Below are 22,023 nucleotides of genomic sequence, written 5' to 3' on the forward strand. Positions count from 1 at the left end.
CGGGATCGCGCCATGACGACGCATTATGAGGTGCTCGGCGTATCGCCGCGGGCCGATCTCGACACGATCAAGCGGGCGTTCCGCCAGGCCGCCAAGGCGCACCATCCCGACCTCCGGGGCAGCGCCGATGCGGCGTCGGAGCATCAGCTCAAGCTGATCATCGTCGCCTACAACGTGCTGCGCGACGCGGGCCTGCGTGCCGAATACGACGCCCATCTCGCCTCCGAGCGCGACCGCGTCCGCCGCGAACGCTGGGACGCCATCCTGCAGTTTACCGCGGCGACCGCCGTGCTCAGCGCGGTCCTGATCGGCCTCGAGATTCTGCTGTTGCCCTCCGCCGGTGACTGGATGAGCAGGCAGGCGACGCGCTCGATCGTGACACCGTCGCCGCAGGCCCGATCGGGGCCGCAGCGCAAGGTCGCAGGTGAGACCGTCCCGGCGCCTGCCGTCCAGGATGCGACCGGAGCCGTGCTCCCGGTGCCGCCTCCGGCGGCGGAGGCCCCCGCGCCGCCTCCGCCGGCAGAGCCGAAAGCGGCAGAGCCGGTCGTCCCGGCTGCGCCGATGACCGCCGCATCCTTGGTGAAGCGCGCGATGGACCGCAGCCGACAGGGCGATCTCGAGGGCGCCGTCGCCGATTTCGACGAAGCAATCCGGCTCGCGCCCCGCAATGCCGATCTCTATCACTACCGCGCCAAGGATCTGGTCCGCATGGGCCGCTTCGACCGGGCGCTTGGCGATTATGAGCGGGCGATCCGGCTGGATCCGCACAACCCGATGCTGTTCCACGATCGTGGACTTGCGTTCCAGCGCAAGGGAGATCTCGACGAAGCCCTTGTCGATCTCGACCACGCCGTGCGCATGGGCTTCAGCGATGCCGCAACGTACAGCGACCGGGGCACGGTGTGGCTGGCAAAGGGGCACTACGACCGCGCGCTCGCCGACTTCAACCAGGCGCTCAAGCTGGATCCGGAATTGGCGGTCGCGGCCGCCCGGCGTGACGAGGCGCTCGCGCGCAAGCGCGACCAGCAATTGGCGGGCGACGACAGCGCGCCTCCGGCGGCTGCGGAGACCACGGGCACGGTGCCTGCCAACGTGAAGCCCAGGCGAAGTGGGCGCTGAGCGCCGGCCCGTGATCCGCACTCGACATCCAGGACGCGGTGGGCAGCGTTGTGCTCACACCTGTCGGCGCGACCGTTCCATCGCGCGGCGGTTTGCGATCCAGGAGCGCGCCATGAGCGTCTACGTGTCCGTCACCGGCTTCCGCCCGCATCGCGGCCTCACGCGGCTGGCGCGATTCTGGTGGCACACGCTGCGCGCCGTCCGCCAGGCGCGTGCGGCTCCCGGAAATCTGCGCGTCGAGCTTCGTCCGGTGAATGGCATCTATCACACGCTGACGGTCTGGACCGACGAAGCCAGCATGCGCGCCTATGTCAGAAGCGGCGCGCACCGCCGCGCCATGATCGGCTTCCGCGACCTCGGCGGCGGCAGGACGCTCGGCTTCGCGGCGGAGCGCGATCCCGATTGGGAGACGGCCCATGCGCGCTGGCAGCACGAGGCGCGGGAGGTGTGAGGCGACGGAAGCGAACTAATTCGTTCGCCACTCCGGCACACCATCGGCGGCCATCGTGATCGTGCCGAGCGCGCCGACCGGCGACCTGTCCTGATCCATCAGCCGCGCCAGCGTGGCTGCGTCCTGCGCCGGCACGCGCGCCAGCGTGCGCGTGTCCTGCTCGGTGCGCAGCATCACCACGCCATGCTCGACCTCGCCGTTGCGATCGAACAGCGCGGTGAAGCTCTCGACCCTGCCGCCGCCGCCGGCCTCGCTGACGAACTCCGGCGTTGCGGCGCGATGCCGATCGGCCTCGGCCTGCACGCTCACCTCCTGCGACAGCGATGACGGCGGCTCGCGCGAGATCACCAGCGCATGATGCTTGGTGACGAAGCCGCCCTGGCCGTACAGCAGGCCGCGCCTGGCGCCGCCGCGCAGCCGCCGCACCATCGCGCAGGCGGCATGCGTCATGTAGGTGTTGAGCGGCGCGCCGAAGAAGGTCAGCCCGCCGGTGACGGTCGGCTCCACGTCAGCGCCGAGGCCGAGGATCCGCCGCGCCATCTTCGGCACGCAGGGAAAGCAGCTGTAGAGCTCGATGACGTCGAACGCCGCGCCGTTGCCGCCGACGATGTTCATTGCGGCCCGCAACACGGCGTTCTGCGGATGACTCTCGGCGAACTGATCGCGCGTGAGGTAGTCGCGCGGATCCTCGGCAGACGCGCCGCCGAGCGGATAGATCATGCGGCTGTCGGCAATGCCTGCCGCACGCGCCTTGGCCAGGCTGGTCAGGATCAGCGCCGCGCCCATGTTGACCATGGGATTGGCGACCATCAGCTTGGTGTAGGGCCAGGCGATCGGGCGGTTGTCGGCCGACGGCGTCGTGATCTCCTCGGGCGCGAAGTGCCGCTTCAGCCAGGCGTTGGGATTGTAGGCGGCAACCGCGGAAAAGCGCGACCACAGCTCGCCGGATTCGGCGAGCGCCTGCCGCGTCGTCTGGCCCCATTTGGCTGCGCTCGCGACTTCGTAGAACGGATAGACCGTGACCGGACGGAACACGCCGAGCTTCACCGCCAGCGGCTTCTGGAATGCAGCGCCGCGCTTCGGCTCCTCGACATCATGCGCGAACGGCGTCCACGGCAGGGTCACGCCGGCGCGTTCGGCCTTGGTCGCCGTCGATTGCGCCTCGGCGCCGCAGACCACGGCGACCTCGCATTCGCCGCGCGCGATGCGCAAGGCGGCCTCGTGCAGAAAGCGGATCGGGCTCTCGCCGCCGACGGGACCGTAGTGGCAGTGCGCCGGGCTCACGCCGAGCCGCTGCGCGAGAAGCTGCTCGGGATCGCGGTAGCGCCAGCTCAGGAAGTTGACGACGTCGAGCGAGCCGGTGTCCTGGATGAGCTTGGCGCCCGCGTCATTTTCCGCGCGGCGGATCGCCTGTTCGAGCAGCGCCAGCGGCTCGAGACCGTCGCCGATGTCCTTGGGGCGATCGACGATCTCGCCCACGCCGACGATCACGGGAATGCGGTCGGGGGGCAGGGGACTTGCAGTCATCGGCGTTTCCAGGAGCCGGCCCGCGACGGACCGTCATTGTTGTCTTGTCTCCGTTCTGTCATCGCAGGTTCGACCGCGCAATGCAGAAAATGCTGATGGCGCCCGCGCGCAGCGTGGCTTCCGCTCGACGGCATATGCGCCTAAAACGCTCGCTCCTGACGCTCACGCCGGAGTCTGCCGTGTCTGAACAGAACAGCTATGTGCCGCCCAAGGTCTGGACCTGGAACAAGGCCAGCGGCGGCCGCTTCGCCAACATCAACCGGCCGATCGCAGGTCCGACGCACGAGAAGGAATTGCCTGTCGGTCGTCATCCCTTGCAGCTTTATTCTCTGGGAACGCCGAACGGCGTAAAGGTCACAGTGATGCTCGAGGAGCTGCTGGCGCTCGGCCACAGCGGCGCCGAATATGACGCCTGGCTGATCCGGATCGGCGAGGGCGATCAGTTCGGTTCGGGCTTCGTCGCCATCAATCCCAATTCCAAGATCCCGGCGCTGCTGGATCGCAGCGGGCCGGAACCGATCCGCGTGTTCGAGTCCGGCGCGATCCTGGTTTATCTGGCCGAGAAGTTCGGCGCCTTCCTGCCGACCGAGCCGGCCAAGCGCGCCGAATGCCTGTCCTGGCTGTTCTGGCAGATGGGGGCTGCGCCCTATCTCGGCGGCGGCTTCGGCCACTTCTATGCCTATGCGCCGACCAAGATCGAGTATGCCATCGACCGCTTCGCGATGGAGGTGAAGCGCCAGCTCGACGTGCTCGACCGCCGCCTGGCCGAAAGCGAGTATCTCGCCGGCCCCGACTACACCATCGCCGACATCGCGGTGTGGCCGTGGTACGGCGCGCTCGCCAAGGGCCTGCTCTACGAAGGCGGCGAGTTCCTCTCGGTGCAGGACTACAAGAATGTCCAGCGCTGGACCGACCAGATCGCGCAGCGTACCGCTGTGAAGCGCGGCCGCATGGTCAACCGCGTCTCCGGCGATCCCAAGAGCCAGCTCCACGAGCGCCACGACGCCAGCGACTTCGAGACCAAGACGCAGGACAAGATCGGGCAGGGCACGTAGTTGCGCGTGTGGGGTGCACAAAGGAGCGGCGAGCTCATCGCGGCGTGCAACAACCGTGGAGCGCGCCGTGCCCAACGTCGTCCCTCGCCGGCGCCGTCGGTGGGCACGCGCCGCCTGACGGCCCCGATTGCCCCCCTGCGGTTCGATGCACGATTGGTCTTGTTGCACGTGCGAAGTCTCGGCCGTTGCCGCGCTGCGATGCTATGATTGCGCACGTTCGCGGCTTTTCTCGCAGTGAGAGAATGTGCAACGATCAATTCGCAGCGGCCGTGCATGCCGCCAGATTTCGATGAGAGCCGGCGGTGATGACCGCGGGTTCAAAACGACCCTCCGGAGGGAGTTGCATGATCGACAGACGTGATCTGCTCAAGGGAGCAGGGCTGGCGGCGCTGCTGGGCGGGTTTGGCGCGACTCACGCGCTGGCCGAGGACACCGTGACGTTGCCCTTCGCCAACGGCGAGCGCCCGCTGGTGAAGTATCCGCAGAAGCGGCCGATGATCGGCCTGACCAGCCGGCCGCCGCAACTCGAAACGCCATTCGGGGTGTTCAATGACGGCGTGATCACGCCGAACAATGCCTTCTTCGTCCGCTATCATCTGGCGGGCCTGCCTTACGATCTCGATCCGGACAGGTTCACGCTCGCGATCAAGGGGAAGGTCGACAAGCCGCTCAAGCTGTCGCTCAAGGACATCCGGAAGATGAAGGCGACCGAGATCGTCGCCGTCAACCAATGCTCCGGCAACAGCCGCGGCTTCTTCGAGCCGCGCGTCGCAGGTGGCCAGCTTGGCAACGGCGCCATGGGCAATGCGCGCTGGCGGGGCGTGCCGCTCAAGACCGTGCTCGACATGGCGGGCGTCCAGGCCGGCGCCAGACAGGTCGCCTTCGGCGGCATGGACGGCCCGGTGATCGACAAGACGCCGGACTTCGTCAAGGCGCTCGACCTCGATCACGCCATGAATGGCGAGGTGATGCTGGCCTACGGCATGAACGGCGAGGATCTGCCGTTCCTCAACGGCTTTCCGCTGCGCCTGATCGTGCCCGGCTATTACGGCACCTACTGGGTCAAGCACCTCAACGAGATCACCATCATCGACAACGTGTTCGACGGCTTCTGGATGAAATCGGCCTATCGAATTCCAGACACGCCGAACAACGCCGTGGAGCCCGGCACCACGCCGAAAGCGACGATCCCGATCAACCGCTTCACGGTCCGCTCGTTCATCACCAGCCTGGCCGATGGCGCGAAGCTCAAGGCGGGCAGGGCGGTGCTGCGCGGCATCGCATTCGACGGCGGGGCGGGAATCAAGCAGGTCGCGGTCTCGACCGACGGCGGCAAGACCTGGACCGACGCCAAGCTCGGCAGGGATCTCGGGAAATATTCCTTCCGCGAGTGGAAGCTGGCGGTGAAGCTTGCCGCGGGATCCCACGATCTCAAGGTGCGTGCCACCAGCAATTCCGGCGAGACGCAGCCGGAGACGCCGCGCTGGAATCCGGCCGGCTATCTGCGCAATGTCATCGAAACCGTCCGCGTCACGGCGGCCTGAGGAGCAGCACCCATGCAGCGGACGTTTTTCCTCATCGCCACGCTAGCCACCGGACTTGGCTGCCTGGCGGGCAGCCCCATCGCCCTGACCGCGGCGCCAGTCAACTACCAAGTTCCGCAGGAGACTGCCGCCTTCAAGCCCGGGCCCGATCTCGCCGTAGTGCAGGGCAACTGCACGGCCTGTCACTCCTCCGACTACATCAAGACGCAGCCGCCGATGCAGAACAAGAAGGAGTTCTGGCAGGCCGAAGTCACCAAGATGATCAAGGTTTATGGCGCCCCGATCGACGCGGCCGATGTCGGCAAGATCGTCGACTATCTCGCCGCAACCTACTGACGCCAGGGCCCGGCGGCCAGGGCGTTCAGCCAGCGCCCTTCGCCGGCGGGAAATCCATCCGGTCGTCGGTGCGGCAATAGCGGTCGGCGAACATGCGCCCGACAGGATGGAACAACTCCATCTCGACCCGCATCTTCTCGGTGTCCCACAATTCGTCACGGATGTGGAAGGCGAGGCCTTCGCCGAGCACCAGCACGCGATCGCCATTGACGTCGATGAGCTGCCAGGTCTTGCACTCCATCGCGAACGGCGCCTCCGCCAACCGCGGAACGCCGATCATCCGGGACGGTGTGAGCTTGAGCCCAAGGTGATCCGGCTCGCCGATCTCGGGCGGAAAGTCGCCGCCGGTCTCATGCATCGCCTGCGCCAGGGGCTCGTCGGTGATGTGGACCACGAACTCGCCTGAGCTGCGGATGTTGACCAGCGTGTCCTTGATCCGGCCGTCCGGCCGCAGGTTGATCGCGAACACGCACAGCGGCGGGTCCTCGCCGAGCACGTTGAAGAAAGAGAACGGTGCGGCGTTGACCACCCCGGTCTCGCCTCTCGTCGTAACCCAGGCGATCGGCCGTGGCAGCACGAAGGAGGTCAGGATCTTGTAGCGCTCGCGCGGGCTGAGATCGGTGGCGAGGTATTCCATGTAGAGGCCTCTGATGCGTCGGTTCCCCGACCGTAGTGGGCCGCGACGCGATCAGGAAGCCAATAAAGCGGGCAGGGGTGCGCACCTCGGCGTCGTCGCGGGAAATTCCATGTTTCCGGGAACGGCTCCGCCGGCGCCACGTTCGGACAGCACGGCAACTACAAATGGAGGTCGCCCATGAAGCCAATGATCAGTCTGATTGCTTGCGCATTCGTCGTCTCGGCCACGTCAGCGCTGGCGCAGGGCAGCCCACAGACCACGCCGCCGCCGAGTGCGCAGAATTCCGGAGCAGGCATCCAGGGCGCGCCTGGCAACAAGAACGGACCGGGCACTGAGACGAAAGGCGGCACCGTCGGCTCGTCCACGATCAACCGCCATAATCCGGACGTCAGCGCTCAGGACCCGTCGAACATCAAGGGCATGCCGGGGAATAAGAACGGCCCACCGGTCAAGAAACCGCAGGACTGACGCCTGCGATGGCAGCTGCGCGATTGCGCAGCTGCCATCGCACGCCAGCGCTGAGGTGTCGTCAGATCAGGGCAGGGCCGCTGCGCCGTTGGTCACGATCAGATTGTCGGTGTCTGCCGGGGCCAGTTCGCTCGTCGCATCGCCGCCGAGATATTTGTCGAGCGTCGCCTGGATCCGTTCCCGCGCCGTGTAGGGGCCGCGGTCGCTCATCCAGGTGTGCTGGAACTCGGTCTTGATGATGTCGATGCCGCTCTTCTTGTCGACATGCGTTGGCAGAACGCCGGGGTCGGTCTTGAACTGCGGATCATCCGAGCGGAACGACAGGATCTTGAGCTTGTCCCTGATGACGAAAGGAACGCGCAGATTGTCGAGCGTCACCACCTGCGAGACGATGTTCGGATGCTCCTTGGCGAAATACATCGCGGTATCGCCGCCATTGGAGTGGCCGACCAGGGTCAGGTGATCGTAGTCGGCATTCGGATGACGCTTCTTCATCTCGTTCAGCACGCAGAGGATGTTGGCCTCGCCTTTCCGGTAGACGTCGAGCCGGCCGACATAAGGCATCCCGACCTTGGTGACGAGCGGCGGATCAGTCGGAAGGTCCTGCTGGACGCTGGCGACAAGGTAGCCGCGCGCGGCGAACACGTTCGCGAGGAAGGAGTACTCGGTGTTCTTCACTGTGTTGCCGTTGCTGATGATGGCGACCGGCAGCCGCCACAGCCCGGCATTGGCCTTCATCTCGTAGTCCTTGCGCACGGCGACATCGACATTGATCGACCGCTGCCGCGCGGCATCGAAGAACTCGCGGCTTTCGTGCTGAATGCCCCATTTGGCCATTGCAAAGTAACCGGCCACAGCCAGGGCAGACACACAGGCCAAAACCGTCACACCGCGCTTCATGGTATCCTTCCTTGGACGTCTCTCCGTTATGTGATGGAAGACAACGCCCGGGTCACGGGGGTGTGGCAGCCAGGGGTGGATTAAATTTCCGAAATCTTGCAGTGCAGCACGGGAACAATCCGCGGTTGGTGAACCGGCGCACCGGCTCACCTCCCACTGCGAGGAGTCAGAATGCGGTATAGCCGCCGTCGATCACGAGGCAGTCTGCGGTGTGATAGGACGACGCCTTGCTCATGAGGTAGACGGCGATGCCGCCGAAATCCGACGGCTCGCCGAAGCGGCGCACCGGGATACGCGGCATGACGTTGGCGACGAACTTCTCGTTTCCCATGATGCCTGCGGTCATGTCGCTCTTGATCCAGCCAGGCAGGATCGCATTCGCGGTGACGCCGTGGCGTGCGAGTTCGACCGCGAGCGCGCGGCACAGCGCATTGATTGCCGCCTTGGTTGCCGCATAGTGCTCGTTCCGCGCGGTGCCGAACAGCGAGGCGAGGCTGGAGGTCGCGACCAGGCGGCCGAACGGATCGCCGGCTTCGGCGCGCGCGGTCATGTGCTTGGCGGCGGCCTGGAAGGCATGGAAGACGCCGTCGAGATTGGTCGCGAACATTGTGCGCCATTCCTCCTCGCTGCGCTCGATGAAGGGTTTGCGGCCGCCGCCGCCGATGCCGGCGTTGGCAAAGCAGCCGTCGACGCGACCGAAGGTGTCGAGTGTCGCCTTCATCGCCTCGTTGACGGAAGCAGGGCTCGTCACGTCGCAGACATGGGTATCGACCCTGCCGGGCCCCGCGGCCATCGACGCCGCAGCCGCCTTGTTCTTCTCGGCGTTGCGGCCCCAGATCGAGACGTTGCAGCCACTGGACGCAAGTGCCTGGGCGATTCCGAGGCCTATGCCTCCATTGCCGCCGGTGACGACGGCCACACGGCCGGTGAGGTCGAACATGCTCATGGGGTTCTCTTGGGCGTTTCCGTGATGATGTGAGCGCGCTGCGCGCCGCTTCGGTTATTGGGATGATCCAACCATGGACAAGCGAAGCGCAAAAATCAAATATGCTGACAGAACCATGCCGCGCTTCAAATTTCCGCGGCGAAGAATGCACTGACCGAAAAGCTCTTGAGAGGAAAACATGCAGTTCAAGCACGTCACGCTCGATTTCGACGGGCCCGTCGCCGTCCTCACGCTCGATCATCAGGAGGTCATGAACGCGGTCTCGATCGACATGCTTGGCGGGCTCGCCGAGGCGCTCGACGAGATCGAGGAGAAGAAGGCCGAGGTGCGCTGCCTGGTCGTAACCGGCGCGGGGCGAGCGTTCTGCACCGGTGCCAATCTGCAGGGCCGCAATGCGCAGGCGAAGCCCGGCCGCAGCAATGCCGGCGCCGCGCTCGAGACGGCCTTTCATCCGTTCCTGCGCCGCTTGCGCAATCTGCATTGCCCGATCGTGACGTCGGTCAACGGCCCGGCCGCCGGTGCTGGCATGAGCTTCGCGCTGATGGGCGACATGATCCTGTGCGCGAAGTCCGCGTATTTCCTGCAAGCCTTCCGCCGCATCGGTCTCGTTCCCGACTGCGGCTCGACCTGGCTGTTGCCGCGCCTCGTCGGCAAGGCGCGCGCGATCGAGCTGTCGCTGCTCGGCGAGAAGCTGCCGGCCGAGACGGCGCTGCAATGGGGCCTCGTCAACCGCGTCTATGACGATGCGGCCCTCAAGGAGGAAACGATGAAGCTCGCGCGCGAGCTCGCCAACGGGCCGACGGTGGCGCTGGCGCAGATCCGCAAGCTTTATTGGGACAGCCCGGAGAACTCGTTCGAGGAGCAGCTCAACGCCGAATTCCAGTCGCAGCGCATCGCGGGCGGCACGTCGGATTTCAAGGAGGGCGTCACCGCGTTCCTCGAAAAGCGCCCGGCCAAGTTCAAGGGCCAATGATCGAGGCCGAGCTGTCGCGCTGCGTCGCCTCGTTCATGCCGGGGGCGACTGGCGTGCGCGGCGCCGCGAGACTCTCCGGCGGGGCCAGCCAGGAGACGTGGCGCTTCGACATCGTCCATCCCGGTGGTGATGTCGGCGCCATCCTGCGCCGCTCGCCGAAGGGCTACGGCGCCGCGCCCGGGCGTGCCGCCGGGCTCGACAACGAGGCGGCGCTGATGCGGCTCGCTTGTGCGGCCGGCGTGCCGTCGCCCGAGGCACTGCACGTGCTACGGCCGGAGGACGATCTCGGCGCCGGTTTCATCATGCGCCGCGTCGAGGGCGAGACCATCGCGCGCAAGATCCTGCGCGATGCTGAATTCGCCGAGGCGCGGCCGCGCCTCGCGCGCCAGCTCGGCGGCATCGCTGCCGGCATCCACGGGATTCGACGCGAGACGCTGCCCGCGTTGCGCGAGATGAACGCGACCAGGGAGATCGCGGAGCTCGCGCGCGAATATCAAAGCTTCGACTGGCCGCGCCCGGTGTTCGATCTCGCGCTGCGCTGGCTGTCGCACAACGATCCCGGCCCCTCGGCGGAGGTGACGCTGGTGCATGGCGATTTCCGCAACGGCAATCTCATCATCGGCCCCGACGGGGTGCGCGCTGTGCTCGACTGGGAGCTCGCCCATCTCGGCGATCCCATGGAGGATCTCGGCTGGATCTGCGTCAACTCCTGGCGCTTCGGCGAGATCGACAAGCCCGTCGGCGGCTTTGGCTCGCGCGAGGAGCTGTACGCGGGCTACGAGGCCGCTGGCCGCAAGGTCGATGCCGGCAGGGTGAAGTTCTGGGAGGTCATGGGCACGTTGCGCTGGGGCGTGATGTGTTGCGGCATGATGCAGCGGTTTCGCTTGGGTCCCGACCACTCGATGGAGCGCGCCATGATCGGCCGCCGCGCGTCGGAGACAGAGATCGATCTGCTGCGGCTGCTGGCGCCGAGAGGAGAGGGCTGATGCAGGACGAACCGACGCCGACGGAGCTGGTGAAGGCGGTCGCGGATTTCCTGCGCACCGACATCGCGCCGCTGATCTCCGGGCACCCGGCGTTCAAGCTGCGCGTGGGAATCAACGCGCTCGATCTGGTGGTGCGGCAGTTGACGCAGGCTGCTCCGGCGGATGCCGCGGAGCACGCGCGGCTGAAACAGCTATTGAGACGAGACGGCGACTTGCTCGAACTGAATCGTGTGCTTTCCGAGCAGATCGCCAGTGGTGCCGTCGATCTCGGCACGCCGGGACTGAAGGACCACCTCTGGCAGACCACGCTCGACAAGCTCGCTGTCGATCAGCCCAACTACGCGTCCTACAGGCGCGAGGCGGGGAGGGGCCAGGATGATGCCTAATTCTCCGTCGTCATTGCGAGGAGCGCCAGCGACGAAGCAATCCAGACTGCTTTGGGACTCTGGATTGCTTCGCTTCGCTCGCAATGACGGCGGCGGGAGCTGGACGGGCGTTGCGATCACCTCGGCCGTCGTCCCGGGGCGCGACGCAGTCGCGAGCCTGGAATCCAGACTCCCGTTCGTGGTCACGGATTCCGGGCGCGCGCTCCTCGTGTCCCGGAATGATCACCTTGGCGATGCGCTACCGCCCCAGCCATTTCGGCGGTCGCTTCTCGGAAAACGCCTTCGGCCCCTCAATGTAGTCCTGCGAGTGGATCATCGCCTGCACCGCCGCGTAGTCGCGCTGCTCGGTGATGGCCTGCTCCAGCGACACCGCGAGGCCCTTCTCGATCGCCTGTTTGGAGGCGCGGATCGACATCGGCGAGTTCTTGGCGATGGTGTCGGCCCAACGCTCCGCGGCCGCCAGCGCCTCGCCCTGCGGTACGACCTCGTTGACGAAGCCGAGCTCGTGGCCCTCGCGGGCGCCGACGTGGCGGCCGGTCAGGATCATGCCCATCGCGCGCTTCATGCCGATCTGGCGTGGCAGCCGCTGCAGCCCGCCGGCGAGCGCGGCGAGGCCGACGCGCGGCTCGGGCAACGCGAAGGTCGCATTCTCGGAGGCGATGATCAGGTCGCAGGCCAGCGCGATCTCGAAGCCGCCGCCCATCGCAACGCCGTTGACGGCCGCGATCAGCGGCTTGTCGCAATCGAAGCGCGAGGTCAGTCCGCCGAAGCCGCTTTTGCCCCAGCCGCGCGCGCCGCCGGCCGCCTGCCATTTCAGATCGTTGCCGGCGCAGAATGCCTTGTCGCCCTCGCCGGTGACGATCGCCACCCATTGCTCGGGATCGGCGGCGAAGCCGTCGAACACGCGCTCGAGCTCGTAATGCGCCTCGATGTGCAGGGCGTTGTAGACCTCGGGGCGCGCCAGGGTGACGATCGTGATCGGCCCCTTGCGCGTCACTCTCGAAAACTTCAGCTCCATCGGCCGTTCCTCCTGTTTTCTGATTGGCTGTCGCGCATCAGCTTAGCGCCTGCGCAGGTGTCGCAGTCATCCAAATACGCAACGGCGCTGCGCGCCACAAGCGCGCGACGGGAGGTCGCGCCCATCAGGACCAAGAACAACAACGAAACGCACAGGGAGACACGCCATGGATTTTTCCTTGCCGAAGGAATTGGTCGCCTACCTCGACGAGCTCGATCGCTTCATCGCCGCCGAGATCAAGCCGCTGGAGCAGGCCGACGACAACATCCGCTTCTTCGATCATCGTCGCGAATGGGCGCGCACCGATTTCGAGAATGGCGGCCTGCCGCGGCATGAGTGGGAGCAGCTGCTGCGCAAGGCCAAGGATCGTGCCGACGCGGCCGGGCACCTGCGCTTTGCGATCCCGAAGCGCTACGGCGGCAAGGACGGCTCGAACCTCTGGATGGCGGTGATCCGCGAGCATTTCGCGTCGAAGGGCCTCGGCCTGCACAACGACCTGCAGAACGAGCACTCGATCGTCGGCAATCTGCCGATCGTCACCATGCTCGACCGCTATGGCCGCGACCACCAGAAAGCGATGATCGACGGCTCGATCACCGGCAAGTACCGCATCACGTTCGGTCTCACCGAGCCGCATCACGGCTCGGACGCAACCCACATGGAAACCAAGGCGGAGCCGGCCACCCGCGACAACGTCAAGGGCTGGCTGATCAACGGCGAGAAGATGTGGACCACGGGCATGCACGTCGCCACCCATTGCGCATTGTTTGCGCGCACCTCGGGCAAGGACGGCGATGCCCGCGGCATCACCTGCTTCCTGGTGCCGGCCAAGACCGAGGGCGTCAAGGTCGAGGAGTATCTCTGGACCTTCAACATGCCGACCGACCATCCGCGGGTCAGCTTCACCGACGTGTTCGTGCCGGAGGACGCGCTGTTCGGCGAAGTCGGTCGCGGCCTGTCGCTGGCGCAGTGCTTCGTGCACGAGAACCGCATCCGGCAGGCGGCGAGCTCGCTCGGTGCGGCCGTATTCTGCATCAACGAGAGCGTGAACTACGCGCGTGAGCGCAAACCGTTCGGGAAGGCGCTGGCCGAGAACCAGGCGATCCAGTGGCCGCTGGTCGAGCTGGCGACGCAGGCCGAGATGCTGCGGCTGCTGATCCGCAAGACCGCCTGGGAGATGGACCAGCTCACCCAGGCGCAGGTCGAGCACACACTCTCCGACAAGGTCTCGATGTGCAACTACTGGGCTAACCGTCTGTGCTGCGAGGCGGCCGATCGCGCCATCCAGGTTCATGGCGGCATGGGCTATTCGCGCCACAAGCCGTTTGAGCACATCTACCGCCACCACCGCCGCTACCGCATCACCGAAGGCAGCGAGGAGATCCAGATGCGCAAGGTGGCGGGCTTCCTGTTCGGGTATATGGGGGTGAACAAGAGGTGATGTCGTCTTGATCGAAGGCCGCCGCAATCCCAGCGCTCAATTCACCTGCCGATCCTTGCCCGCCCAGTACGGGTCGCGCAGATTCCGCCGCAGGATCTTGCCGGACGGGTTGCGCGGCAGGGCGTCGAGGAAGTCGACGCTCTTCGGCGTCTTGAAGCCGGCGATGCGGGTGCGGGTGAAATTGATGATGTCGGTCTCGGTGGCGCGCTTGCCGGGCTTCATCACGACGATCGCCTTGACGGCCTCGCCCCATTTGTCGTCGGGAATGCCGATCACGGCGGCCTCGGCGACATCGGGGTGGTCGCAGATCGCGCTCTCGACCTCGGCCGGATAGATGTTCTCGCCGCCGGAGATGATCATGTCCTTGATGCGGTCGTGGATGTAGACGTAGCCGTCCTCATCCATGTAGCCGGCATCACCCGTGCGCAGCCAGCCGTCCTTGCCGAGCGTGCGTGCGGTCGCCTCCGGCAGGTTCCAGTAGCCGGTCATGTTGGAGCCGGAGCGGGTGGCGATCTCGCCGACCTGCCGCGGCGGCAGCGGGTTGCCCGAGGGATCGATGATCGCGACTTCGACGCCCGGCAGCGGCTTGCCGGCCGAGCGCATCCGCTCCAGCCCTTCGACGTGATCCTCGGGCGGCAGCGCGATGATGGTGCCCGTGGTCTCGGTCATGCCGTACATCTGCACAAAGCCGCATTTGAACACCTCGATGCATTCCTTCAGCAGCGCCGCCGGGATCGGCGAGGCGCCGTAGAGCATGTATTTGAGCCGCGAGAAGTCGACCTGCCGCGCTCGCGGCTGCCGGACCACGAACTGCATCGCGGCGGGCACCATGAACAGCTTGGTGATGCCGGACTGTTCGAAGAAGTCGAGGATCTTCGTGGGATCGAACTCGCGCGCGATCACGCCGCGGGCGCCGTGGTAGAGGCTCATCAGGCCCCAGCCGGAGCCGCCGATGTGGAAGATCGGCATCGCGATCAGCGAGACGTCGTCGGTCGTCCATTTATTCCAGTCCGGCTTCTCCTCGGGATTGCCGGTGTTGACGAGGTTGAGGAAGTTGGCGTGCGACAGCATCGCGCCTTTCGGCTTGCCGGTGGTACCGGAGGTGTAGAGCTGCAGCGCGATGTCCTTCGGCGTGATCGCCTCGCCGGGAGCGTCGGCGCTTTGCGCGTCGCGCCAAGCCGTGTAGTCCTGCCATTCCGGCGCGCCGCCTTCGGTGGTGATGATGTGCCGCACGCTCGGAATCTGGTCGCGGATGTTGCGGATCATCGTGACGAACTCGGGACCGACGAACAGGGCAGGCGCCTTGCAGTCCTCGACGATGAAGGCGACCTCGGGACCGGCGAGGCGCCAGTTCACCGGCGCCATCACGACGTTGGCCTTCATGGCGCCGACCAGCAGCTCGAAATAGATGTCGCTGTTCTTGCCGAAATAGGCGATCCGCTCATGCGGCTTGATGCCGATCGCCTTCAGCGCGTTGGCAACCTGGTTGGTCTTGCGGTCGAATGCGGCGAAGCTGGTGAGGCGGCCTTCGAACTCATAGGCGGTGGCGGAGCCAAGCGCTTCCGCCTGCCTGCGCACGACGTCGACGAGCGTCGACGCTGCCGTCGTGACGGACATGTTTCCCCTCCGATTGCGTCTTGTTCTTTGTTCGATGTCTTGTCGTGGTCCTCGCCCCGGATTGCGCCGGAGCAAGCATCTCTCGATCAGTCTACAGGGAGCAGATCGCCGATCAACAGGGTGATTGCGCCATCAGCTCGTGCGCGTCGCGCGATCCTTTTCGTTCTGCGCCTTGATCGACTCCTTGGCCTTGGTCCAGTCGTCGTCGCTCCAGTCGCGCAGCTGATAGAAGTTGCCGCCCATCGCCAGCGCCTGGGCACCGTCCATCGCGATTGTCTCGCCGTTGATCCAGTTGCAGCCGCCGGAGATCAGGAACACCGCGAGGTTCTGCAGCTCCTCCATGGTGCCGACCCGACCCATCGGGTTCATCGCCTTGGTCCGCGCGCCGGCCTCGTCACCGGGCTTGATGCGCTTGCTCATGCCTTCGGTCGGGATTTCGCCGGGTGCGATGGTGTTGAGGCGGATGCCGTAGCGGCCCCATTCAGTCGCGAGCGACATCGTCATGGCGTGGATCGCCGACTTGCTCATCGCCGAGGGCACCACGTAAGGCGAGCCGTTGCGCACCCAGGTTACCGTGATCGAGACGACGTTGCCCGGCTGCTTCGCGGCGATCCAGCGCTTGCCGACGGCGTGCGTCACGTAGAACGTGCCGTGCATCACGATGTTGGCGACCGCGTCGAAGCCGCGCGGGCTCAATTCCTCGGTGCGGGAAATGAAGTTGCCGGCCGCGTTGTTGATGAGATCGGTGAGACCGCCTTCCTGGAAGATGGCCTCGATCATGTCCTCCACCGCCATGGCATTGCGGATGTCGACGCCATGGCTGGCCACACGGCCGCCGTAGAGGTCCATGAGTTCGGTCGCGGTCTCGTCGCAGACGATTTTCCGCCGGCCGCAAATATGCACTTCGGCGCCGAGTTGCAGGAAGCGTGCAGCCATTGCTTTGCCAAGGCCCGTGCCGCCGCCGGTCACCAGAATGCGTCGACCTTCGAGGAGATTGTCCTTGAACATGGGAGTTTCCGCCTGACATGTTGTGAGTTAATTGGTCGATTGACTAAATCGCTCCGACAGCCTTCTGTAAAGTCACAAAGACATCCGTAGGGAGACCGCTCGATGGACAACCGCCTCGCGATCGAGATCAAGGACGGCGTCGCCGATGTTCGCCTGGTTCGCGCCGACAAGATGAATGCGTTGGACATGGAGATGTTCGAGGCGCTGGTCGCGGCGACCGACCGGCTGTCGAAGGAGAAGGGCCTGCGGGCGGTGGTGCTGTCCGGCGAGGGCCGGGCCTTCTGCGCTGGCCTCGACACGGGCCGCTTCGCGGCGATGAAAGATTCGGGCGGCAACGGCATACCCGGCGGCGAGAAGCGCGACCTCACCATTCGCACCCACGGCAAGGCCAACTTCGCGCAGCAGGCGGTATGGGGCTGGCGGCAGTTGCCGGTGCCGGTGATTGCTGCAGTGCATGGCGTCGCCTATGGCGGCGGCTTCCAGCTCGCGCTCGGCGCCGACATGCGCTACGTCGCGCCGGACACCAAGATGTCGATCATGGAGATCAAATGGGGTCTCGTGCCCGACATGGCGGGCACGCCGCTCCTGGCGACCCTGATGCGCGACGACATCCTGCGCGAGCTGACCTACACCGGCCGGGTGTTCACGCCCGAGGAAGGCCAGGCCTACGGCCTCGTCACGCGCATCTGCGCCGATCCGCGCGCGGCCGCACTGGAGACCGCACGTGAGATCGCCGGCAAGAATCCCGATGCGATCCGCGCCGCCAAGCGGATGTTGAACAATCTCTCGGTCGATCCGGGGCCGGCGCTGCTCGCCGAATCGGTCGAGCAGCAGAAGCTGATCGGCAGCCCGAACCAGCTCGAATCGGTGCGCGCCAACATCGAGAAGCGCGCGCCGAAGTTTGCGGACTGAGTCCGTCATTCCGGGATGCCCCGAAGGAGCAGGCCCGGAATCTCGAGATTCTCCGGTGCGCAACTGCGCACCTGAGTTCGATGCGCCCCGGATTGATGGCGGAAACTCAAACCGACGCCAGATCGGATAACAAAGAAAATGGAAACGTCCTCCCTGTTCTGCGGCATCATCTCCGGCGAGCGCCGGCGCAGCCACGCCGAAATCGCCGACCGCGCCGCGCGGATCGCCAGCGGCCTCGCGCAGCTCGGCGTACGCCAGGGCGATTGCGTCTGCATGCTGATGCGCAACGACATCGCCTTCATCGAGGCGGCCTATGGCGCGATGCGGCTGGGCGCCTATGGCGTGCCGGTGAACTGGCACTTCAAGCCGGAGGAGATCGACTACATCCTCAAGGACTCCGCGACCAAGGTGCTGATCGGTCACGCCGATCTGCTGCATCAGCTTCGCGGCCTGATTCCACCCGGAGGCACGGTGCTCAGCGTGCCGACGCCGCCGGAGATCCTGTCCAACTACAAGATCGGCGCGGATCTGCTCGCAACACCGGAGTTCGCGACCGACCTGGAAAGCTGGCTGACACGGCAGAGCCCGTACGAGGGGCCGCAGGTGCCGCAGCCGCAGAACATGATCTACACCTCCGGCACGACCGGTCATCCCAAGGGCGTCCGCCGCAATGCGCCGACGGTGGAGCAGGCCGCCTCGGCCGAGCGCATGCGCGCGTTGATCTACGGGCTGAAGCCGAACGCGCGCGCGCTGCTGCCGGGGCCGCTGTATCATTCGGCGCCGAACGCCTTCGGCCTGCGGGCGGGCCGGCTCGGCGGCGCGCTGGTGCTGATGCCGCGCTTCGAGCCGGAGGCGTTTCTCGACGTCCTCCAGACAGAGCGGATCGATACCATCTTCATGGTGCCGACCATGTTCATCCGGCTGATGAAGCTGCCGGAGGAGGTTCGCCGCCGCTACGACGTATCGTCGCTGCGCCATGTCATTCACGCTGCCGCGCCGTGCCCGGCCGACGTCAAGCGCGCGATGATCGACTGGTGGGGGCCGGTCATCTACGAGTTCTACGGCTCGACCGAATCCGGTGCCGTGACCTTCGTGACCTCCGAGGACGCGCTGCGCAAGCCCGGCACCGTCGGCAAGGTCTCGCCGGGCGCGGAGCTGCGCTTTCTCGGCGAGGACGGTCGCATCCTGCCGCAGGGCGAGATCGGCGAGATCTATTCGCGCATCGCGGGCAATCCGGATTTCACCTATCACAACAAGCCGGAGAAGCGTGCCGAAATCGACCGCGACGGCTTCATCACCTCGGGCGATGTCGGCTACATCGATGCCGAGGGCTACGTCTTCCTGTGCGACCGCAAGCGCGACATGGTGATCTCTGGCGGCGTAAACATCTATCCCGCCGAGATCGAGGCCGTGCTGCATGCCGTGCCCGGCGTGCATGATTGCGCCGTGTTCGGCATCCCCGATGCCGAGTTCGGAGAAGCCCTGATGGCCGTGGTCGAGCCGCAGCCGGGCGTGACGCTTGACATTGGGGAGATGAGGGCCCGGCTGAGAGCGTCGCTGGCCGATTACAAGGTGCCCAAGCACATCGAGATCCACGAGAAGCTGCCGCGCGAGGATTCCGGCAAGATCTTCAAGCGGCGGCTGCGCGATCCCCATTGGGAGCAGGCGGGGCGGAAAATATGATGATGGGCCCGCACCTGGCGGCGAAAGGAGACGAGACCGACATTGAATAGGGCAGGCGACGCCTCTTTCTTGATCTTGCGCTGCGGTATAGATACGGCAGACTGACCCGTAAATGGGCAGCTGCTGGAGAGCGCATCCATGTCGCCGCAAGCCATGACAGAGGAAATCCGTCCCAACCGCGCCGCCGAGGCGCAGGCCATGGAGGAGGACGCGCGGCTCCGGGACGATATCCGGCTGCTCGGCCGCATCCTCGGCGATACCGTCCGCGACCAGGAAGGCGCCGAATTGTTCGACCTCGTCGAGCGCATCCGCCAGACCTCGGTGCGCTTCCACCGCGACGAGGACCGCCAGGCGCGGCGCGAGCTGGAGCAGATCCTCGACGGCATGACGACGGCTGAGACGGTCCGCATCGTCCGCGCCTTCAGCTATTTCTCGCACCTCGCCAACATTGCCGAGGACCAGAACAACATCCGACGCATGCGTGCCAAGAGCGACTCCAATGGCGGGGCCGGCATGCTGGCGGCGACGCTCGCTCACGCCAAATCCGCCGGGTTCGAGGCTTCCGATCTGCGCAAGTTCTTCTCGACGGCGCTGGTCAGCCCGGTCCTGACCGCGCACCCGACCGAGGTGCGGCGCAAGAGCACGATGGATCGCGAGATGGAGATCGCGATGCTGCTCGACCGCCGCGAGCGGATGCAGTTGACGCCGGATGAGCGCGAGGCCAATGACGAGGCGCTGCGCCGCGCCGTGCTGACCTTGTGGCAGACCAACCTGCTGCGCCGGACCAAGCTGACGGTGCTCGACGAGGTCACCAACGGGCTGTCGTTCTACGACTACACGTTTCTGCGTGAGGTGCCGCGTCTGTTGTGCTCGCTCGAGGATCGGCTCAATGACGGAGCGGAGGTGGCGGGCGATCTCGCCTCGTTCCTGCGCATGGGGAGCTGGATCGGCGGCGACCGCGACGGCAATCCGTTCGTCACCGCCGAGGTGATGCGCGGGACGCTCAAGCTGCAATCCAGCCTGGCGCTGCACTACTATCTCGAGGAACTGCATCTGCTCGGCAGCGAGCTGTCCATCGCCGCGCATCTCGCCGATGTCTCCGAGGAGCTGCGTGCGCTGGCCGAGCGCTCGCCGGACACGTCGCCGCATCGTCGCGGCGAGCCATATCGTCTGGCGGTGTCCGGCATCTATGCGCGCTTGGCAGCGACGGCGAAGAAGCTCGGTATCCAGATCAGCCGCCTTCCCGTGGCGGCGGTGGCGCCTTACGACAGCGTCAAGCAGATGCAGGACGATCTCGACGTGCTGCATCACTCGCTGATCGCCAACAATGCCGAGGTGATCGCCCGCGGGCGGCTGCGGCTGCTGCGGCGTGCCGTGGATTGCTTCGGCTTCCATCTGGCCCGGCTCGACATCCGCCAGAATTCGGCGGTGCACGAGCGCACCGTCGCCGAGCTGATCGACACCGCGATGCCCGGCATGTCCTACATGGCGCTGAGCGAGGATGCCAGGGTCGGCCTGCTTGTCAGCGAGCTGCGCAATGCGCGGCCGCTGGTGTCGCAATTCGTCAAGTACAGCGACGAGACCGTCGGCGAGCTTGCGCTGTTCCGCGCCGCCGCCGAGGCGCACGCGACGTTCGGCGCCGACGTGATTCCCCAGTGCATCATCTCGATGTGCAAGGGCATGTCGGACATGCTCGAGGTGGCATTGCTGCTCAAGGAGGTCGGCCTGATCGACCCTTCGGGCCGCTGCGCCGTCAACATCGTGCCGCTGTTCGAGACGATCGAGGACCTACAGGCGTCCAGCGGCATCATGGACCGCATGCTGGCGCTGCACGATTACCGCCGCCTGGTCGACAGCCGCGGCGCCGTGCAGGAGGTCATGCTCGGATATTCCGACAGCAACAAGGACGGTGGTTTCGTCACCTCGGGCTGGGAACTCTACAAGGCTGAGATCGGCCTCGTCGACATCTTCGAGCGCCACGGCATCCGGCTCAGGCTGTTCCACGGCCGCGGCGGATCGGTCGGCCGCGGCGGCGGACCGAGCTACGACGCCATCATCGCCCAGCCGGGCGGCGCGGTGAACGGCCAGATCCGCATCACCGAGCAGGGCGAGATCATCTCCAGCAAGTATTCCAACGCCGAGGTCGGACGTAACAATCTGGAAATTCTCGCCGCCGCGACGCTCGAGGCCAGCCTGCTGCATCCGCGGCAGCCGGCGCCGAAGCGCGAATATCTCACCGCGATGGACCGGCTCTCGGAGCTCGCGTTCAAGGCCTATCGCGGCCTGGTCTACGAGACCGACGGCTTCGTCGACTATTTCTGGGCCTCGACCGTCATCAACGAGATCGCGACCTTGAACATCGGCAGCCGCCCGGCCTCGCGCAAGAAAACCCGCGCGATCGAGGACCTGCGTGCGATCCCCTGGGTGTTCTCCTGGGCGCAGTGCCGGCTGATGCTGCCGGGCTGGTACGGCTTCGGCAGCGCGGTCGAGACCTGGATCGCGGAAAATCCGGAGCAGGGCATGCCGTTCCTGCGCGAACTTTATCAGGAATGGCCGTTCTTCCGCATGCTGCTGTCGAACATGGACATGGTGCTCGCCAAGAGCTCGATCGCCATAGCCTCGCGCTATGCCGAGCTGGTTCCGGACGAGGCCCTGCGCGAAAAGATCTTCGGCCGCATCCGGCGCGAATGGAATCTGGTGATCGAGACGCTGCTCGACATCACGGGGCAGGAGCGGCTGCTGCAGGGCAACCCGCTGCTGGAGCGCTCGGTGCGCAACCGCTTTCCCTATCTCGATCCGCTCAACCACGTGCAGGTCGAACTGCTCAAGGAGCATCGCGCGCAGAACCCGGACGAGCAGGTGCTGCGCGGGATTCAACTGACGATCAACGGCATCTCGGCGGGGTTGAGAAATACCGGATGAGGGCGAATAGGGAGTTGCGAATAGCGAATAGGGGGTAGATCTCGCTACTCGCTACTCGCTACTCGCTACTCGCTACTCGCTACTCGCTATTCCC

General features: G+C 65.8%; 20 protein-coding genes. 13 read left to right on the top strand and 7 right to left on the bottom strand.

The window, feature by feature from the left end:
- Nucleotides 1–12 precede the first annotated feature (12 nt).
- The gene (locus tag QX041_RS02065) at nt 13–1,119 is read left to right on the top strand and encodes a tetratricopeptide repeat protein (protein WP_315749172.1); all 1,107 of its coding nucleotides are present in this window, start codon (nt 13–15) and stop codon (nt 1,117–1,119) included.
- A gap of 112 nt (nt 1,120–1,231) precedes the next feature.
- Nucleotides 1,232–1,570, top strand: coding sequence for an antibiotic biosynthesis monooxygenase (locus QX041_RS02070; protein WP_316164368.1), 339 nt, complete (start codon nt 1,232–1,234; stop codon nt 1,568–1,570).
- 15 nt (nt 1,571–1,585) lie between these two features.
- On the opposite strand, the gene QX041_RS02075 is transcribed toward QX041_RS02070, so the two are convergent.
- Nucleotides 1,586–3,097, bottom strand: a complete 1,512-nt coding sequence (locus tag QX041_RS02075; protein WP_316164369.1) for an acetyl-CoA acetyltransferase — start codon at nt 3,095–3,097, stop codon at nt 1,586–1,588.
- Between the two features lie 134 nt (nt 3,098–3,231).
- Here QX041_RS02075 and yghU point away from each other — a divergent pair, with 134 nt between their 5' ends.
- From yghU to QX041_RS02090, 3 genes are all read left to right on the top strand, one after another.
- Complete coding sequence (gene yghU / locus QX041_RS02080; protein ID WP_410051844.1) at nt 3,232–4,152, top strand: glutathione-dependent disulfide-bond oxidoreductase; 921 nt, start codon at nt 3,232–3,234, stop codon at nt 4,150–4,152.
- Between the two features lie 344 nt (nt 4,153–4,496).
- On the top strand, nt 4,497–5,696 hold the full coding sequence (locus QX041_RS02085) for a molybdopterin-dependent oxidoreductase (protein WP_316164371.1): 1,200 nt from the start codon (nt 4,497–4,499) through the stop codon (nt 5,694–5,696).
- A gap of 12 nt (nt 5,697–5,708) precedes the next feature.
- On the top strand, nt 5,709–6,032 hold the full coding sequence (locus tag QX041_RS02090; protein WP_316164372.1) for a cytochrome c: 324 nt from the start codon (nt 5,709–5,711) through the stop codon (nt 6,030–6,032).
- 25 nt (nt 6,033–6,057) lie between these two features.
- Here QX041_RS02090 and QX041_RS02095 read toward each other — a convergent pair whose 3' ends face one another.
- Nucleotides 6,058–6,669 carry a flavin reductase family protein gene (locus QX041_RS02095; RefSeq protein WP_316164373.1) on the bottom strand — a complete coding sequence of 204 codons (612 nt, stop codon included), beginning with the start codon at nt 6,667–6,669 and terminating at the stop codon, nt 6,058–6,060.
- 177 nt (nt 6,670–6,846) lie between these two features.
- Here QX041_RS02095 and QX041_RS02100 point away from each other — a divergent pair, with 177 nt between their 5' ends.
- Nucleotides 6,847–7,137 carry a hypothetical protein gene (locus QX041_RS02100; RefSeq protein WP_316164374.1) on the top strand — a complete coding sequence of 97 codons (291 nt, stop codon included), beginning with the start codon at nt 6,847–6,849 and terminating at the stop codon, nt 7,135–7,137.
- A gap of 66 nt (nt 7,138–7,203) precedes the next feature.
- On the opposite strand, the gene QX041_RS02105 is transcribed toward QX041_RS02100, so the two are convergent.
- Both QX041_RS02105 and QX041_RS02110 read right to left on the bottom strand, forming a co-directional pair.
- The gene (locus QX041_RS02105) at nt 7,204–8,037 is read right to left on the bottom strand and encodes an alpha/beta hydrolase (RefSeq protein WP_315714939.1); all 834 of its coding nucleotides are present in this window, start codon (nt 8,035–8,037) and stop codon (nt 7,204–7,206) included.
- Nucleotides 8,038–8,203: 166 nt separating this feature from the next.
- On the bottom strand, nt 8,204–8,983 hold the full coding sequence (locus tag QX041_RS02110; RefSeq protein ID WP_315749184.1) for an SDR family oxidoreductase: 780 nt from the start codon (nt 8,981–8,983) through the stop codon (nt 8,204–8,206).
- A gap of 178 nt (nt 8,984–9,161) precedes the next feature.
- On the opposite strand from QX041_RS02110, the gene QX041_RS02115 reads away from it, so the two are divergent.
- Genes QX041_RS02115 through QX041_RS02125 form a run of 3 tightly spaced genes read left to right on the top strand, consistent with a single transcriptional unit; the run spans nt 9,162 to nt 11,328 of the window.
- Nucleotides 9,162–9,956, top strand: a complete 795-nt coding sequence (locus tag QX041_RS02115) for an enoyl-CoA hydratase/isomerase (RefSeq protein WP_315749186.1) — start codon at nt 9,162–9,164, stop codon at nt 9,954–9,956.
- Nucleotides 9,953–10,942, top strand: a complete 990-nt coding sequence (locus tag QX041_RS02120) for a phosphotransferase family protein (protein WP_316164375.1) — start codon at nt 9,953–9,955, stop codon at nt 10,940–10,942. Before QX041_RS02115 ends, QX041_RS02120 begins: the two co-directional genes overlap by 4 nt.
- Nucleotides 10,942–11,328: a DUF6285 domain-containing protein gene (locus QX041_RS02125; RefSeq protein ID WP_316164376.1), complete on the top strand. Its 387-nt coding sequence runs from the start codon at nt 10,942–10,944 to the stop codon at nt 11,326–11,328. The genes QX041_RS02120 and QX041_RS02125 overlap by 1 nt, the downstream gene beginning before the upstream one ends.
- 238 nt (nt 11,329–11,566) lie before the next feature.
- On the opposite strand, the gene QX041_RS02130 is transcribed toward QX041_RS02125, so the two are convergent.
- Nucleotides 11,567–12,346 (bottom strand): enoyl-CoA hydratase-related protein, encoded by a 780-nt coding sequence (locus tag QX041_RS02130; RefSeq protein WP_316164377.1) that lies wholly within the window; start codon nt 12,344–12,346, stop codon nt 11,567–11,569.
- 166 nt (nt 12,347–12,512) lie between these two features.
- On the opposite strand from QX041_RS02130, the gene QX041_RS02135 reads away from it, so the two are divergent.
- On the top strand, nt 12,513–13,787 hold the full coding sequence (locus tag QX041_RS02135; RefSeq protein WP_316164378.1) for an acyl-CoA dehydrogenase family protein: 1,275 nt from the start codon (nt 12,513–12,515) through the stop codon (nt 13,785–13,787).
- A 36-nt stretch (nt 13,788–13,823) separates the two neighbouring features.
- Here QX041_RS02135 and QX041_RS02140 read toward each other — a convergent pair whose 3' ends face one another.
- Together QX041_RS02140 and QX041_RS02145 are read right to left on the bottom strand one after the other, a co-directional pair.
- Nucleotides 13,824–15,404, bottom strand: coding sequence for a fatty acid--CoA ligase (locus QX041_RS02140; protein WP_316164379.1), 1,581 nt, complete (start codon nt 15,402–15,404; stop codon nt 13,824–13,826).
- A gap of 132 nt (nt 15,405–15,536) precedes the next feature.
- Nucleotides 15,537–16,412 carry an SDR family oxidoreductase gene (locus QX041_RS02145; RefSeq protein WP_316164380.1) on the bottom strand — a complete coding sequence of 292 codons (876 nt, stop codon included), beginning with the start codon at nt 16,410–16,412 and terminating at the stop codon, nt 15,537–15,539.
- A 102-nt stretch (nt 16,413–16,514) separates the two neighbouring features.
- Here QX041_RS02145 and QX041_RS02150 point away from each other — a divergent pair, with 102 nt between their 5' ends.
- The 3 genes from QX041_RS02150 (at nt 16,515) to ppc (ending at nt 21,929) form a co-directional block, all read left to right on the top strand.
- The gene (locus QX041_RS02150; RefSeq protein ID WP_316164381.1) at nt 16,515–17,324 is read left to right on the top strand and encodes a crotonase/enoyl-CoA hydratase family protein; all 810 of its coding nucleotides are present in this window, start codon (nt 16,515–16,517) and stop codon (nt 17,322–17,324) included.
- Nucleotides 17,325–17,462: 138 nt separating this feature from the next.
- Nucleotides 17,463–19,007: an acyl-CoA synthetase gene (locus QX041_RS02155; protein ID WP_316164382.1), complete on the top strand. Its 1,545-nt coding sequence runs from the start codon at nt 17,463–17,465 to the stop codon at nt 19,005–19,007.
- Between the two features lie 138 nt (nt 19,008–19,145).
- A complete protein-coding gene (ppc, locus tag QX041_RS02160; RefSeq protein WP_315767465.1) occupies nt 19,146–21,929 on the top strand; it encodes a phosphoenolpyruvate carboxylase in 2,784 nt (927 codons plus the stop codon).
- Nucleotides 21,930–22,023 lie beyond the last annotated feature (94 nt).

The sequence above is a fragment of the Bradyrhizobium sp. SZCCHNRI2009 genome, from assembly GCF_032485115.1.
In the GTDB taxonomy this organism is placed as follows: Bacteria; Pseudomonadota; Alphaproteobacteria; order Rhizobiales; family Xanthobacteraceae; genus Bradyrhizobium.